The organism is uncultured Paracoccus sp. (assembly GCF_945915435.1).
GTDB lineage: Bacteria > Pseudomonadota > Alphaproteobacteria > Rhodobacterales > Rhodobacteraceae > Paracoccus.
On the sequence record NZ_CAMEFG010000016.1, the window covers coordinates 1 to 14,856 of the forward strand.

The 14,856-nt window shown below is 65.4% G+C and carries 13 protein-coding genes and 1 pseudogene; 5 read left to right on the top strand and 9 right to left on the bottom strand.

The window, feature by feature from the left end; translation table 11 throughout:
* Positions 1-19: 19 nt before the first annotated feature.
* On the top strand, positions 20-1,672 hold the full coding sequence (locus tag Q0O97_RS07160) for a GMC family oxidoreductase N-terminal domain-containing protein (RefSeq protein WP_294926673.1): 1,653 nt from the start codon (positions 20-22) through the stop codon (positions 1,670-1,672).
* A 177-nt stretch (positions 1,673-1,849) separates the two neighbouring features.
* Here Q0O97_RS07160 and Q0O97_RS07165 read toward each other — a convergent pair whose 3' ends face one another.
* Positions 1,850-2,773: an enolase C-terminal domain-like protein gene (locus tag Q0O97_RS07165; protein WP_294926675.1), complete on the bottom strand. Its 924-nt coding sequence runs from the start codon at positions 2,771-2,773 to the stop codon at positions 1,850-1,852.
* A 227-nt stretch (positions 2,774-3,000) separates the two neighbouring features.
* Between Q0O97_RS07165 and Q0O97_RS07170 the strand changes: the two genes are divergently transcribed.
* Positions 3,001-4,047, top strand: coding sequence for a LacI family DNA-binding transcriptional regulator (locus Q0O97_RS07170; RefSeq protein WP_294926677.1), 1,047 nt, complete (start codon positions 3,001-3,003; stop codon positions 4,045-4,047).
* Positions 4,048-4,151: 104 nt separating this feature from the next.
* On the opposite strand, the pseudogene Q0O97_RS07175 reads toward Q0O97_RS07170, so the two are convergent.
* The 8 genes and pseudogenes from Q0O97_RS07175 to Q0O97_RS07210 form a co-directional block, all read right to left on the bottom strand.
* Positions 4,152-5,068: pseudogene (locus tag Q0O97_RS07175) on the bottom strand (putative sulfate exporter family transporter).
* 207 nt (positions 5,069-5,275) lie between these two features.
* Positions 5,276-6,457, bottom strand: coding sequence for a UxaA family hydrolase (locus Q0O97_RS07180; RefSeq protein ID WP_294926680.1), 1,182 nt, complete (start codon positions 6,455-6,457; stop codon positions 5,276-5,278).
* 3 nt (positions 6,458-6,460) lie between these two features.
* A complete protein-coding gene (locus Q0O97_RS07185; protein ID WP_294926682.1) occupies positions 6,461-6,748 on the bottom strand; it encodes a UxaA family hydrolase in 288 nt (95 codons plus the stop codon).
* Positions 6,749-6,915: 167 nt separating this feature from the next.
* The gene (locus Q0O97_RS07190) at positions 6,916-7,935 is read right to left on the bottom strand and encodes an ABC transporter substrate-binding protein (protein WP_294926684.1); all 1,020 of its coding nucleotides are present in this window, start codon (positions 7,933-7,935) and stop codon (positions 6,916-6,918) included.
* Positions 7,936-7,992: 57 nt separating this feature from the next.
* Entirely contained in the window at positions 7,993-8,790 is a 798-nt protein-coding gene (locus Q0O97_RS07195) for an ABC transporter ATP-binding protein (protein WP_294926686.1), read from the bottom strand.
* A gap of 18 nt (positions 8,791-8,808) precedes the next feature.
* Positions 8,809-9,591, bottom strand: coding sequence for an ABC transporter permease (locus Q0O97_RS07200; RefSeq protein WP_294926688.1), 783 nt, complete (start codon positions 9,589-9,591; stop codon positions 8,809-8,811).
* Positions 9,592-9,595: 4 nt separating this feature from the next.
* On the bottom strand, positions 9,596-10,375 hold the full coding sequence (locus Q0O97_RS07205; protein ID WP_294926690.1) for an ABC transporter permease: 780 nt from the start codon (positions 10,373-10,375) through the stop codon (positions 9,596-9,598).
* Between the two features lie 186 nt (positions 10,376-10,561).
* Complete coding sequence (locus Q0O97_RS07210) at positions 10,562-11,587, bottom strand: LacI family DNA-binding transcriptional regulator (RefSeq protein ID WP_294926692.1); 1,026 nt, start codon at positions 11,585-11,587, stop codon at positions 10,562-10,564.
* Positions 11,588-11,783: 196 nt separating this feature from the next.
* Here Q0O97_RS07210 and hisD point away from each other — a divergent pair, with 196 nt between their 5' ends.
* Genes hisD through Q0O97_RS07225 form a run of 3 tightly spaced genes read left to right on the top strand, consistent with a single transcriptional unit; the run spans position 11,784 to position 14,822 of the window.
* Positions 11,784-13,091 (top strand): histidinol dehydrogenase, encoded by a 1,308-nt coding sequence (hisD, locus tag Q0O97_RS07215; protein WP_294926694.1) that lies wholly within the window; start codon positions 11,784-11,786, stop codon positions 13,089-13,091.
* Between the two features lies 1 nt (position 13,092).
* Positions 13,093-13,848 carry an SDR family oxidoreductase gene (locus tag Q0O97_RS07220; RefSeq protein ID WP_294926696.1) on the top strand — a complete coding sequence of 252 codons (756 nt, stop codon included), beginning with the start codon at positions 13,093-13,095 and terminating at the stop codon, positions 13,846-13,848.
* Positions 13,845-14,822, top strand: a complete 978-nt coding sequence (locus Q0O97_RS07225) for an alcohol dehydrogenase catalytic domain-containing protein (protein WP_294926698.1) — start codon at positions 13,845-13,847, stop codon at positions 14,820-14,822. The genes Q0O97_RS07220 and Q0O97_RS07225 overlap by 4 nt, the downstream gene beginning before the upstream one ends.
* Positions 14,823-14,856: the final 34 nt, after the last annotated feature.

Sequence of the window (14,856 nt, forward strand, 5' to 3'; positions counted from 1 at the left end):
ACCAAGGAGGAGGGGGCGCATGTCCGCGGATACATTCGACCATATCGTGATCGGCGCAGGTTCGGCAGGCTGCCTGCTGGCCAACCGGCTGAGCGCGGATCCCTCGCGCCGGGTGCTGCTGCTGGAAGCGGGCAGGCGCGACAATTATCACTGGATCCACATCCCGGTCGGCTATCTTTATTGCATCGGCAATCCGCGCACCGACTGGCTGTATGAGACCGAACCCGATCCCGGCCTGAACGGGCGCAAGCTGCGCTATCCGCGCGGCAAGACGCTGGGGGGCTGTTCCTCGATCAACGGCATGATCTATATGCGCGGGCAGGCGCGCGACTATGACGGCTGGGCCGAGGCCACCGGCGACACCGCCTGGAACTGGCAAAACAGCCTGCCCGATTTCAAGGCGCATGAGGATCATTACCGGCTGGACGGCGGCGCCGATCCCGCGACCGGCGGCAACAGCCGATTCTCCGACCTGCACGGGCATGGCGGCGAATGGCGGGTCGAAAAGCAGCGCCTGCGCTGGGATGTGCTGGACGATTTCGCCGAAGCAATGGTGCAGGCCGGCATCCCCCGCAGCGACGACTTCAACAGCGGCGACAATTCCGGCGTGGGCTATTTCGAGGTCAACCAGCGCTCGGGCTGGCGCTGGAACAGTTCGAAGGCCTTTCTGCGGCCCGCGAAATCCCGGTCGAACCTGACCGTGCGGACCGAAGCCCATGTCCATCGCCTGCTGTTTGAAACCGGCGCGGACGGCCGCCCGCGCTGCACCGGCGTCCTGCTGCGGGGCGGGGCGATCCTGCGCGCGCGGCGCGAGGTGATCCTGTCGGCGGGGGCGGTCAACACGCCCCAGATCCTGCAACTGTCGGGCATCGGGCCGGGCGCGCTGTTGCGCGAACACGGCATCGAGGTGGTCCGGGACCTGCCCGGCGTTGGCGAGAATCTCCAGGACCATTTGCAGATCCGCGCCGTCTACAAGGTGACGGGGGCGAAGACGCTGAACACGCTGGCGGGCAGCATCTTCGGCAAGGGCAGGATCGGGCTGGAATACCTGCTGCGCCGGTCCGGCCCGATGAGCATGGCGCCCAGCCAGCTTGGCGCCTTCACCCGCTCGGACCCCGGCCAGCCCTGGCCCAACCTGGAATATCATGTCCAGCCGCTGAGCCTGGAGGCCTTTGGCGAGGGGTTGCACCCCTTCCCGGCGATCACCGCCAGCGTCTGCAACCTGAACCCGACCAGCCGGGGCCATGTGCGTATTCGTTCCGGCGATGCAGGCGATGCGCCGCTGATCGCGCCGAACTACCTGTCCACCGACGAGGATCGCCGGATCGCGGCGGAAAGCCTGCGGCAGGTGCGCAAGGTCGTGGCGCAGGCCGCCTTCGCGAAATACCGGCCCGAGGAGTTCAGGCCCGGCCCGGAATACCAGACCGACGAGGAACTGGCGCGGCTGGCGGGCGATATCGCGACGACGATCTTCCATCCCACCGGCACGGCCCGCATGGGCCGCGCGGACGATGCGGGCGCGGTGGTGGACGCCCGGCTGCGCCTGCGCGGGATCGAGGGGCTGCGCGTCGTCGATGCCAGCGTGATGCCGGCGATCACCAGCGGCAACACCAACGCGCCGGTGCTGATGATCGCGGAAAAGGCCGCGCGCTTCATCCTCGGCGCGGCTTGAGCGTGGTTCTTCGTCAGGTGCTTCATAAAAGCTGCCCGGTGCCTGTCCTTTCATCACGCGGCCATGCGCACGGCATCTGTCGCGGCCCGGTTCCAGCACCGCGATGATCCGCCCAAGATCATCTTGTGCCGATCCGTGCGGCTGTGACTTGCCGGCCATCGCCAAGGCATGATTGGACTACCCGCAGGCCATGACTTCACGCTCATGCGTCAGGTAGGCGGTGACCGCTTCGGGCAATTCGGCCATACCCAGCCCCGCGCGGTCCGGGACGTGCCACAATCCACCGCGCATATTCTCCGCCATCGGGCAGATCGCATCACGCAGCGGATTGGGATTGATGTCCACCTCCAGCACACCCTGCCCGCCTGCCACCGCCAGAACATGGGCCGAGGCCAATAATCCGATACCGCCACCCAGGAAATGCGGACAATAGGTTCGCCCTGCCGCCAAGGCTTGCCGCGCGACGGCAAGACAGCCGGTCACGCCGCCCCATTTGGCGACATCCGGCTGGATGAATTGCAGCGCCCCCGCAGCCAGTGCCTGCGCGAAATCCGCCGCTCCGGCAATGTTCTCGCCACCGGCCAGCGGAACGCCGAGACTTGCCAGCCTCTGCCAGTCGGCAGGCAAGGCATCGGCAGGGATCGGCTCTTCCATCCAGCCTAGGCCAAGGGGCGTGATATTGCGCAGGAATTTCTCGCCCTGATCGACATCCCACGCCTGGTTGGCATCAGCGAAAAGGCGTTCACCCGGTCGCAGTCCGGCAGCCAGCGCCGCGAGCTTTTGCGGTTCCGTTCCAGTATCAAAGCCCACCTTGACCTTGAAGGCGGAAAAACCCAAGGCGCGGGCGCGAGGTATCTCGTGGCCCGCTGCATCGACATGGATACCGCTGGCATAGGCTGGCACCCGCAGGCCGCTATCCGCCGCCAGCATCCGCGCGAGCGGCCTGCCAGCCCGCCGCGCGACCAGATCCCAGGCCGCGATATCCAGCGCCGCGATGACCTGCCGAAACGGTCCCGGTTCGCCGCATTGCAAGGCGCGGATGCGGGTCGCGGCTTCAAGCGCCGCGAACATCGCGGCAGGATCGGGCCAATCAGCACCCATCACCAAGTCGGCCACGTCGTCCAGCAGCAGGTTGACGCGATGCTCGGCCCCGGCCGCCGGCCAGTTGGCGAATGGACATATGCCTCTCCTCCTCCGCCGTCCTCCCAAACGGCTAGTAACCGGTTACATATCAGCGATGCCGCGAATCGTCAATGTCGCTTTCACCACATGGCAAGACTTGTGCAAACGGACATGTATCGGAATAATCCCCGATTGGGAGATTGATCATGTCCAAACATGCGGAAAACAGAAAAAACAGCCAGAAAGCCAGTGTGGGCATAAGAGATGTGGCACGTCACGCCAATGTCTCGACCGCTACGGTGTCCCGTGCGCTGAACAAACCCGAGCGTGTCAGCGCCGATCTGCGTGATCGTATTGCCCGCGTTATCTCAGAAATCGGTTACATTCCTGATGCTTCGGCGCGCGCTCTTTCGTCGCGACGGACCCGCACCATCGGGGCCATCGTGCCGACGATAGACAACGCCATGTTCGCGCAGGGCATTCAGGCGCTGCAAGGCTATCTGGCGACGCAGGACTATCTGCTGCTGCTGGCGACGAACCAGTATGATCTGGAAACCGAGCTGAAACAGGCCCGCAACCTGATCGAGCGCGGCGTCGACGCGCTGATCCTGCGCGGCGACGAACGCCATGCGGAATTGCGCCGCCTGCTGGCCGCCAAGGCGATCCCCTTCGTCAATGTCGGCGTCTACGAGCCGCACAAGCCCTACCCTTCCATCGGGACCGACAATGCCGAGGCGGGGCGGGTCCTGGCGCGCTACGTCACCGGGCTGGGTCACCGCCGGATCGCCGTCGTGGCCGCCCATCAGCGCAACAACGACCGTGCGCAAGCGCGGCTGCGTGGCGTGATCGATGGTCTGGCCGAAAGCGGAACCACCCTGCGTCCCGAATGGCTGCTGCATGTGGAATATACGCTGGATGACGCCGGCAACGCCGCACGCGCCTTGTTGTTCGACAAGGATCGCCCAACCGCCGTGATCTGCGGCAATGACGTGATCGCCTATGGCGTCATGCTGGCAGCGATGCGGCAAGGCATCCGGGTTCCCGATCAGCTTTCCATCGTGGGCTTCGACGATCTGGAATGGAGCCGCCATCTGCAACCCAGCCTGACCACCATCCATATGCCGACCAATGAAATATGGGTCAGGGCAGGAAAATACCTGGTCGACCTTCTGGCCGGACTCAGCCCGTTGAAGCATCAGAAGGTGGATTTTTCCCTGATCGTCCGCGAATCCACCGCGCCCTTTTCCGAATGAACGCAGAGATCGGATCATCCTCGGCGCGGCCCTAGCATGGCACGCCTACGGGATCGGCCCGGTTCATATCCACCGGGAATGGCGCGCGGCGGAACCTTGCGCCTTTACCCAAGCAGGTGAAGGCCAAAGAGGATGGTGGCGGCAAGGAAGACCGTCTCGGCCACGATCAGGGCGACGGCGCTGCCGCCGACCTCCATCATCCGCACGAGCGAGGTCTTGATCCCGACCGCAGCGATGGCGGTCAGAAGCGCCCAGCGGCTGAGTTCCTCGGCGGCATGGGCAACAAGGCCGGGGATGAGACCGAACAAGTTCACCGCCGCCAGAACCAGGAAACCTACGACGAAACCGGGCAGCAGAGGCGGACGTCCGCCGCCCTCGCCACCATCCAGCCCGCGCGCGCGGATCGCCAGCGAAAAGACCAGCACCACCGGGGCCAGCATGGCGACGCGAATCAGCTTAACCACGGTCGCGGTCTCGCCCACCTCGGGGCTGACAGAAAAGCCCGCGCCGACCACAGCACCGTGACGCCCATGACGGTAAAGGCCAGGTTGCGCTCGGACTTGTCGGTCCTGGGCAGGACGGCGGCAATGGCCATTGCCGCCGAGGCCCCGCAGATCGCCACCGCGCCGCCCGAAAGCAGCGCCATCCGCCAGCCGCGGCCAAAGAAGCGCGCGGCGATCAGGGCGAAAAGGATGGTCGCCACGACACCGCCGATCACTAGAAGGATCATCGCGCCGCCCAGATCGGTCAGCATCCCGACCGAGATCCGCGCGCCCAGAAGCGCGACCCCCAGCCGCAGCACCGTGCGCGCCGCATATTCGACGCCCGCCTGCGTCCGCGTGCCGTTCTCGGCCAGGAAGTTCAACGCCAGCCCCATCAGCAGCGCCATCAGCATCGCGGGGGCGCCGTAATGATCGGACAGGAACTGCGCCGCAACCGCGACAAGAAGCGAGACCGCGATGCCGGGAAACAGTTTCGGTCCGGCCGGCGTCCAGAAGATCCTGCGAGCCGGCGATTGCATCTGGTTTGCTGGTTTCGTCATTTGGATCGGGTCCAGGCGTGATAACCGTCCACAGCCATATCCTTCACGGCTGGAAAGATTGCGGGCAGGTGCCGCCCTGTTCTTGCCGCGTTTGAATTGCCACGTCAGGCGGCTGCAAGCGAAGGCCGGGGCCAAGCGCATCCGCCAGCCCTGCCGATCAGGGCTGGCGTTCATATCACCGGTCGCTCAGGCGCTGCGATAGAGCTTGGTCATCGAGAATTCGCGATGCCCCAGCGCCTCGGCGGCGGTGGCGCGGCCGTTCGCGGTGCGGATGATCATCTCGATCAGCGCGTCGCCCGCCTGGTCGATGGTCATCTCGCGCGTCAGAACGCCGGTCACGTCCACGTCGATATGTTCGGACATGGTGCGCAGGGTGCGCGGGTTGCCCGAGATCTTGATGACCGGAACGATCGGGTTGCCGACCACGTTGCCCTGCCCGGTCGGGAAGGTGTGGATGACATAGCCGCCCGCCGCCATCAGCGTGACGCATTCCGCCGCCGCCGAGGAACTGTCCATGAAGTAAAGCCCCGGCCCCTTTGCGGGCGCCTCGGCCGGACCCATCGCATCGATATAGGTCGAGGTGCGGCCGATCTTTTCCAGGTTGCCCAGCGCCTTTTCTTCGATGGTGGTCAGGCCGCCGAGGATGTTGCCCTTGGTCGGCTGGCTGTCCGAAAGGTCGTCGGTCTGGTGGGCAAAGATCACGTCATCCTGATAGGCCTGCCAGATCTGCCTGAACTTCGCCGCCGCCTCGGGGTTGGCGGCGCGCTTTTCGCAGATATGTTCGGCCCCGGTGATCTCGGACGTCTCGCCGAAGCAGCCGTAGATCCCCTGCGGCAGCAGCTTGTCATACATGTTGCCCACGGTCGGGCAGGAGGACAGGCCGGTGGTCGTGTCGCTTTCGCCGCATTTGGTCGAGATCCACAGGTCGCTGATCGGGCAATCTTCCTTTTGCAACTCGGTCGCCCAGTGGACGTATTCCTTGGCCTTCCAGCTTGCCTGGCGTATGGTCTCGAAATCGCCCTTCTGCTCGATGGAAAAGCCCGCGACAGGCTTGCCGGTCCTGGCGATGCCGTCGACGATCACCTGCGTCCATTCCGGTTCGATCCCGATCACGACGACGGCGGCGACGTTGGGGTTCGCGCCGGTGCCGATGATGGTGCGGAAATGCAGGTCCAGATCCTCGCCGAATTGCAGCCGGCCATAGGCATGCGGGATCGCCATCGTGCCCTTGACGTTGTTGGCCACCGCCTCGCAGGCGGCGTTCGAAATGTCGTCCACGGGCAGGATCAGGACATGGTTGCGCACACCGACGCGGCCATTCTCGCGGCGCCATGCCTTGACGGTCGTATTGCTGAAATCAAGAGCCATGACTTACCACCGTTTCGTTTTGCAGTTGTGGGTGTGGACATGCTGTCCGACCTCGGCATCGCCGACCATCTTGCCGATATCCTCGCCGTATTTGATCACGGTATCGCCGGCCTTCAGCGGCTTCAGCGCGACCTTGTGGCCGATGGGGATATCGGCCTTCGCAGTCAGGCGGAAATCCGAATTGTCGTGGGTGACGACGCAAAGCATCTCGGTTCCCGCCGAAAGGTTTTCGACGACGACGACGCCGACGTTGTCCTCATGGTCGTGGACCAGAAGTTGTGGAATGCCCAATTGCTCCTCCTTTTTTTGATGGCAGCATCAAATCCGTGGTTGATATTTATCATGTATAAGATGTCTTATACAAGACTAATTCGTGGCTTTACCCGAATGGTTCCGTCTTGCCGGTCATTCGGCTGGCGATGGCCGGAGATTCCCGGCCAAACCCCTTGGCAGGCTGCTTATTCCGCGTTGACGAAATCGGACAGCGCCTGATCCGCCGCGACGGCCAGCATGGGGCTGGGGTCGATGTAATCGCCCGCCTCGGGGGCCGTGGGGATCGTGCCCACGCTGGTCATGAACTCGGCGATCTGCGTCATCCAGCCATCGACATCGGACGCGCCATCGTCGCGGGCCATCATCGCCACCTGTTCGTCCAGCGTGAAGATCGGGCGCAGTTCGAATTCGGCACTTACGCCCGCCTCGGAAATCTCGACCCCGCCCTCGGAATAGAAATCGACCAGCATCTCGGTCGCTTCATCGGGGTTGGCCTTGATCCAGTTGATGCTTTTCAGATAGACGGCCAGGAACTTCTGGATGGCTTCGGGGTTTTCGGCGGCGAAATCCTCGCGCGCGACCAGCGCACCGGGAACGATGGCACCCGCATCCGCGCCCGAGCAAAGGTAATCGTAGCCCGCCCGTTCTTGCAGCGTATAGGTGTTCGGCGCCCAGACACCGGCGAAACGGCCGTTGCCGCTGATGACGGCGGAAATGATCTGGGCCTGCGCCAGATTGACGAACTCGACCGATCCGGGTTCGACGCCCCAGCTTTCCAGACAGGCGCGCGCGGTATAATCCACGGTCGAGTTGGTCGTCAGCAGCAGGCTGGTGATCTGGCCCGGGTCGGCCTTCACCGCCTCGATCTCATCCGCCGGGGCCATGATCGCGTTGGTGCGCGATTCGTCATTGGTCAGGCCGATGGTCTTCAGTCCGAAACGCGACGCGCCAAGGATCGCGGGAACCGAGCCGGTCCCGCCCACGTCCCAGTCCCGCGCCTGCGCCGCCGCGATCTGCGGCGCGCCCGCGGGGAAGGTCACGAAGGACGGCTCAAGCCCGACCTCGGCCCACCAGCCCTTTTCGGTCGCGACATGGAACGGCAAGGCCCAGTAGAGCGAGGGCTGATAGCTGACGGTGATCGCCTCGGCATGGGCGATCCCGCCCGTAAGCGCAAGCGCGAGGGCTGCGGAAATTCCGGTCTTCATCTTCTTCCTCCCAAGAATTGAATACGGGTTATTGTCCAGGGTGACGGGGGCACGGGGTCAGGCGATCTCCATCGCCTTTTCCTCGCGCAGGCTTCGCCAGATCTGCGTGCGCAGGTGGACGAAGCTTTCCAGATCCATCACGTCCTCGATCTTTTCGTGGTCGTCCCAGCGCTCGGCCTCGCGGATCGTGCGGATGTCCACGATTTCCTTCACCCGGCCCGGCTGGCGGGCCATGATGGCCACGCGATCGGCCAGATAAACGGCTTCTTCGACGGCATGGGTGATGAACATCACCGTGCGCGGATTGCGGCGGGCAAGGCGGACCAGTTCCTCTTGCATGACGACGCGGGTCTGGGCGTCCAGCGCGCCGAAGGGTTCGTCCATCAGCAGGACCTCGGGGTCCAGCACATAGGCCCGCGCGATGGAAACCCGCTGCTGCATCCCGCCCGAAAGCTGATGCGGAAAGGCGTCGGCATAGCTGGTCAGGTTCATCAGCGCCAGGATGCGCTGGATGCGGTCGGCGCGCTCGGCCTTGGGCACGCGCTTGTTGCGCAGGCCCAGCTCGATATTCTCGCGCACGGTCTTCCACGGCATCAGCGCGTATTGCTGGAACACCACCGCGCGGTCGGGGCCGGGGCTGGCGACCCTGACGCCATCGACGCTGACGGTCCCCGAAGTCGGCTTGTCGAAGCCCGCGACGAAGCGCAGGCAGGTGGTCTTGCCGCAGCCCGAGGGACCGACGACGGCCATGAACTCCTTGTCCGCGATTTCGAGGTTCACGCCCTTCAGCGCCTCGAACCCCCCGGTCTTGTCGCCGTAGATGCGGCCGACATCGTCGAAGCGGATCTCTCCCATCCGGTCATTCCTTCCGTTTCATGCCGACAGGCCCCGGCGGCGCAGGATGGCCTCTTCGACCTGCCGCAGAACCACGTCGATGATAAGTCCGATGATGCCGATGCCGATCATCCCGGCCATGACGGTAGTGGTGGAAACGTTCCCCTGCCCCTGCACCATCATGTAGCCGATCCCGGTCGAGGCCACGATCAACTCGGCCCCGACCAGCGACTGCCAGCCAAGCCCCGCCGAAATCCGCAGCCCGGCGATGATCGAGGGCACCGCCGAGGGCAGCAGCACCTCGGTGATCATGCGCCGGTCGGGGGTGCCCAGCATCCTTGCGGCCTCGATAAGGCGGGGGTCGGCGAATTTCGCACCACGATAGGCGTTGATCAGGCAGGGCGGAAACGCGCCCGCGAAGATGATCATGATCGGCCCGCCGATGCCGGTGCCGAACCACAGCGCGGCAAAGGGCACCCAGGCGATCGGCGCGATGAAGCGCACCGCGTCAAAGAGCGGCGTCACGATATCGTCCAGCAGCCGGAACCAGCCCATCAGCAGGCCCAGCGGCACGCCCACCGCCACCGCCAGCCCGAAGCCGCCCGCGAAACGCAACATGCTGGCCCCAAGGTGGTCAAGCAGCGTGCCGCCTGCGAAGCGGTGGTCCAGCAGATAGATGAAACGCTCGATCACCGCCAGCGGCGAGGGCAGGAACAGGCTGGGGATCAGCCCCGAGACGCTGAGCAGCGTCCAGACCCCCAGAAAGGCGGAAAATCCGATCAGGCCCAGCAGCAGGTTGTTGGTGGTGTTGAAAATCCGCATTACCTCAGTCCCTCGCCTGCGTCGCGGTGTTCCACGACAGCGCGCGGCGCTCGGCCACGCCAAGGGCGGCGGTCATCAGCCAGCCGCAAAGCGTGACGGCGATCATGCCGACAAGGATCATGCCGGGATACAGGTCCTGCTGCGCCGCGTTCAGCACCCGCCCCAAGCCTGTCATCGCACCGACCAGTTCCGCCGCGACCAGCGTGGTCCAGGATGCCTGCAAGGACAGGCGCAAGCCGGTGAAGATCATCGGGCTTGCGCCGGGCAGCAGCACCTCGCGCACGAAGGTCAGGAAGGGCGTGCCCAGCATCTTCGCGGCCTCGATCAGCGTCCGGTCGAGGTTGCGCACCCCGGTATAGGCGTTGATGACCGAAGGGACGAAGGCCGCGAACCAGATCACCAGTATTTTCGCCGCATCCCCCAGCCCCAGCCACAGGATCGCCAGCGGAATCCAGGCCAGAGGCGGGATCGGGCGGATGATCAGAAAGACCGGATTGATCAGCGCCTCGGCCCTGCGGCTCCACCCCATCCACAGACCCAAGGGAACGCCGGTGCAGACCGCGACCACAAAGCCCAGGCTGACCAGCATGACCGAGCGCAGGACGTGATCCAGCAGCACGCCGTTCGCATAGCCGGTGCCGGTGATCTGGCGGAACGCATCCCATGTATCGCCGGGCGACGGAAACCGCCCCGGAGAGATCATCTGCGTGACCGAGGTGGTCAGATACCAAAGGGCAAGGGCCGTGACGATCGTCGCGCCACCAACCATTGTCTTGCGTGACATTCTTCTCCTCCCATCTCTATGTAAGCGATTACATAGGTAAAGGAGCCAGTCAATCTTTTTTCTTTCGGCAAGGGAAGACACACGGAAAATTCAGCGCCGCGTATCGTTATTTCATATTTATTCCAGCCAGTTGCAATCGAAAGGCGGTTCCGGCACCGGCGCGCACCCCGCCCCCATCGGCAAGAATCACGCAGGCGCGGAAAGGTCCTTTCGCCGGGGCGGCGCATGGGTGCCGCGCGCCATGAGGCGGGTCGGCAAAAGCACGCTTTCGCCCTCTTTTCCGTCGATGAGCTGCTGCAAGAGCCGTGCGGCTTCGCTGCCCATCCGACGGTGCGGAACCCGCACGGTCGTCAGTTCGGGATGGGTGATCGAGGCGATGTCGATATCGTCGAAGCCCGTGATCGTCACGTCCTGGGGCACACGCAAACCCATGCGATGCGCCGCGCGCAAGGCCCCCGCAGCCAGCACGTCGTTGCCGCATATGACCGCCGTGACAGGGTGATTCGCGATCAGGTCCTCGAACGCGCGCGCGCCGGTTTCCAGCCCATAGGGCACTTCGGCCACACCGCGAAAATCCAGCCCGGCCCCTGCAAGCGCGCGGCGCGCGCCCTCAAGGCGGCCCCGCGCCCGGTCGTTGCCCTCGGTCATGCCCGAGATCATGGCGATCTCGGTATGGCCCAGTTCAAGGACCATGCCGACCATCTCGGCAATGCCCGCCTCGTTGTCGAAACCCGCATAGGGCCGCGAATCACCGCTGGCCCATGCCAGAACATAGGGCACCCGCCGGTTTTTCAGCCATTCGTAGACCGCCGGGTCGCGGTCGAAACCGACCAGCATCAGCCCGCTGGCGCCGCGCGCGACCAGCGCCTCGATCTGTTCCCTTTCGCGCTGCGGATCATAGCTCGAGGACGCGATCAGAAGCGCGAACTTACCGGGCGGAAAGGCTTGCTCGAACGCCTCGATCCCGTGGGCGAAAACCGCGTTTTCCAGCGTCGGCACGACCGCGCCGATGATCCCGGTCCTGCGCGAGGCCAGCGCCCGCGCCCCGAAATTCGGCGTGTAGTTCAAGGTGCGGATCGCCGCCATGACCTTTTCGCGGGTCGCCGGAATCACCCGCTCGGGCGCGTTCAGGCAGCGCGAGACGGTCGCCGTGGACACCCCCGCAAGCGCGGCCACGTCATCCACGGTGGCATGGGTCGTTTTTTCGCTCAAACCAACATCCTCGCTGAACCTTCCGGCTTGCCGTTCAATTTCGCAGCAAGCGCATGGTTTGGCCAGAACCGATCCCAAAGGGGCTTGCGCCGGATTTATGAAAGCGCTTACATACGGTCGAAAGGCAGAAACCGCACCGCGGCAGGCTGATCCGCGCGGACGCAAGCCAGAGGCCAACCACAGAGGACCGAAGAACATGGCTGTGCATTACCTGAAAAAAGCGCCCAAGACCGCGACCAGCGACGCCGGCGAGACGCGGGGGATCGTCCAGAAGATCCTTGACGACATCGAAAAGGGCGGCGAGGAGGCCGCCCGCAAATATGCGCTGGATCTGGACAAATACGACGGCAACATCGTCCTGAGCCGCGACGAGATCGACGCCGCCAAGGCCCGGGTTCCGCAAAGGCTGCAAGACGACATCCGCTTCGCCCATGACAACGTGCGCCGCTTTGCCCAGGCGCAAAAGGATTCGCTGCGCGATTTCTCGGTCGAACTGATGCCGGGGCTGACGACCGGCCAGCGTTCGATCCCCTGTCGCTCGGTCGGGTGCTATGTGCCGGGCGGGCGCTACAGCCATGTCGCATCGGCGATCATGACGGTGACGACCGCCAAGGTCGCGGGTTGCCGGGACATCACCGCCTGTTCGCCCTCGCGCCCCGGCGCAGGGCTGAACCCCGCCATCGTCTATACGGCGGATCTGTGCGGCGCCGACCGGATCCTGGCGCTTGGCGGCGTGCAGGGGGTCGCGGCTATGGCCTTCGGGCTGTTCGGCAGTCCGCCCGCCGATATCCTGGTCGGCCCCGGCAACCAGTTCGTGGCCGAGGCCAAGCGGATCCTGTTCGGACGGGTCGGCATCGACATGTTCGCCGGTCCGACCGACAGCCTGATCCTTGCCGATGCCAGCGCCGACCCGATGGTGGTCGCCGCCGATCTGGTCGGTCAGGCGGAACACGGTTATAATTCGCCGGTCTGGCTGGTCACCGACCACCAGCCGCTTGCCCGCGCCGTGATGGACCTGGTTCCCCAACTGATCGCCGCGCTGCCCGAACTCAACCGCAAGAACGCCGAAGCCGCATGGCGCGACTATGCCGAGGTGATCCTTTGCGCCGACCGCGAGGAAATGGCCGCGGCGTCGGACGATTACGCGCCCGAACACCTGACGGTGCAGGCCGCGGACCTGGACTGGTGGCTGGACCGGCTGCAATGCTACGGCTCGCTGTTTCTGGGCGAGGAAACGACCGTCGCATTCGGCGACAAGGCGTCGGGTCCGAACCACGTCCTGCCGACCTCGGGGGCGGCGCGCTATACCGGGGGACTGTCGGTCCATAAATACATGAAAGTGGTCACTTGGCAGCGCGCCACCCGCGACGGCGCCCGCCCGATTGCCGAAGCAACCGCGCGCATCTCCCGTCTTGAAGGGATGGAGGGTCACGCCCGGACCGCCGATATCCGGCTGAAAAAATATTTCCCCGATACGCAATTCGATCTGGGCGCGGGTGGCTGACATGGAACGGGACCTGTTTTCCGTCACCGGCCGCGTGGCCTGCGTGACCGGCGCCAGCAGCGGCCTGGGGCGCCAGGCCGCGCTGACGCTGGCGCGGCGCGGCGCGAAGGTCATAGCCATCGCCCGGCGCAAGGACGAACTGGCCGCGCTGGCCGATCAGGGCGAGGGGCGCATCCACCCCCTTGCCGCCGATCTGGCCGACCGCGACGCCATTGCCGGGATCGCGGCGCAGGCTGCCCGACCCTTCGGCGCGCCCGAGATCCTGATCAACGCGGCGGGCGTGAACACCCGCGAACATGCCGACAAGGTGACGCCGCGGGGCTGGGACCTGACGCTGATGCTGAACCTCTCGACCCCCTTCTTTCTGGCGCAGGCGCTGGTGCCGGGGATGCGCGAAAAGGGCCGGGGGCGGATCGTCAATTTCGCTTCGCTGCAATCCAGCCGCGCCTTTGCGGCGGGGATCGCCTATGGCGCCTCGAAAGGCGGGATCGCGCAACTGACCCGCGCGATGGCAGAAGCATGGTCGCGCGACGGCATCACCGCCAACGCGCTTGGCCCCGGCTTCTTCCGCACGGAACTGACCGCCGCCATTTTCGCGGACGACGCCCTTGCCGGACGCAATGCCGCGCAGACCTGCGTCGGCCGCAATGGCGAACCCGAGGACATGGATGGGCCGCTGCTGTTTCTCTGCTCGGACGCCTCGGCCTATGTGACGGGGCAGATACTCATGGTCGATGGGGGGTTCACCGCGAAATGAAGGCGCTTGTCTATACCGATACCGAAACGCTTGAAATGCGCGACATGCCCGACCCGGTCCCCGGCAAGGGCGAGGCGCTGGTGCGGGTCGAGGCCGTGGGCATCTGCGGCTCGGACATGCACGCATGGCTGGGCCATGACGAGCGGCGGCCCGCGCCGCTGATCCTTGGCCACGAAGTCGCGGGCACCGTCGCCAGCGGTCCCCGCACGGGCCAGCGCGTCACGTTGAACCCGCTGGCGACCTGCGGCGCCTGCCCGGCCTGCCGCGCGGGGCGCGACAATCTCTGCCCCGACCGGCAGATCATCTCGATGCCCCCGCGAGAGGGCGGTTTCGCAGAACTGGTCCGCATACCCGAGCGCAACCTGGTGGCCCTGCCCGACCATGTGCCCGCCACCGCCGCCTGCATGGTCGAGCCGCTCGCCTGCGGATGGCACGCCCTGAGGCTGGCCCATCGCGTGCTGGATGGCACGCCCGCCCGCGTCCTGATCCTGGGCGGCGGCGCGATCGGTTTCGGCGCGGCGCTGGCCGCGCGGGCGATGGGCAGCGCCGATATCGCCATCGTCGAGCCGAACCCCGCCCGCCGCCGGCGCCTGTCCGAAATCGACCGCTTCACGATGCTGGAACGCGCGCCCACGGGTGCCGCGCCCGATCTGGTCGTCGATGCCGCAGGTTTCGCGGCGACACGCCAGACGGCTTCGGATCTGGTCGCGCCGGGCGGGGTCATCCTGCACATCGGCCTGGGCCAGCCGACCGAGGGGCTGAACATCCGCCGCATGACCCTGCAAGAGATCACCTTCATCGGCACCTATACCTATACCGCGCAGGATTTCCGCGATTGCGCACAAGCCCTGTTCGACGGGCGCCTTGGGCCATGCGATTGGGCCGAGACGCGCCCGCTGAACGAAGGGGCCGCCGCCTTTCGCGACATTCACGGCAATGCCGTCGCCGCGCCGAAGCTGGTGCTCGTGCCCTGACCCGCCGGGCGATCAGCAGCCGCAAAGGCCGCCA

What these genes read in the sequence shown, in the direction of transcription:
- Q0O97_RS07160 (WP_294926673.1), top strand. Translation starts at nt 20, where the DNA reads ATGTCCGCGGATACATTCGACCATATCGTGATCGGCGCAGGTTCGGCA.
- Q0O97_RS07165 (WP_294926675.1), bottom strand. Translation starts at nt 2,773, where the DNA reads ATGGGTGCTGATTGGCCCGATCCTGCCGCGATGTTCGCGGCGCTTGAA.
- Q0O97_RS07170 (WP_294926677.1), top strand. Translation starts at nt 3,001, where the DNA reads ATGTCCAAACATGCGGAAAACAGAAAAAACAGCCAGAAAGCCAGTGTG.
- Q0O97_RS07180 (WP_294926680.1), bottom strand. Translation starts at nt 6,457, where the DNA reads ATGGCTCTTGATTTCAGCAATACGACCGTCAAGGCATGGCGCCGCGAG.
- Q0O97_RS07190 (WP_294926684.1), bottom strand. Translation starts at nt 7,935, where the DNA reads ATGAAGACCGGAATTTCCGCAGCCCTCGCGCTTGCGCTTACGGGCGGG.
- Q0O97_RS07195 (WP_294926686.1), bottom strand. Translation starts at nt 8,790, where the DNA reads ATGGGAGAGATCCGCTTCGACGATGTCGGCCGCATCTACGGCGACAAG.
- Q0O97_RS07200 (WP_294926688.1), bottom strand. Translation starts at nt 9,591, where the DNA reads ATGCGGATTTTCAACACCACCAACAACCTGCTGCTGGGCCTGATCGGA.
- Q0O97_RS07205 (WP_294926690.1), bottom strand. Translation starts at nt 10,375, where the DNA reads ATGTCACGCAAGACAATGGTTGGTGGCGCGACGATCGTCACGGCCCTT.
- hisD (WP_294926694.1), top strand. Translation starts at nt 11,784, where the DNA reads ATGGCTGTGCATTACCTGAAAAAAGCGCCCAAGACCGCGACCAGCGAC.
- Q0O97_RS07220 (WP_294926696.1), top strand. Translation starts at nt 13,093, where the DNA reads ATGGAACGGGACCTGTTTTCCGTCACCGGCCGCGTGGCCTGCGTGACC.
- Q0O97_RS07225 (WP_294926698.1), top strand. Translation starts at nt 13,845, where the DNA reads ATGAAGGCGCTTGTCTATACCGATACCGAAACGCTTGAAATGCGCGAC.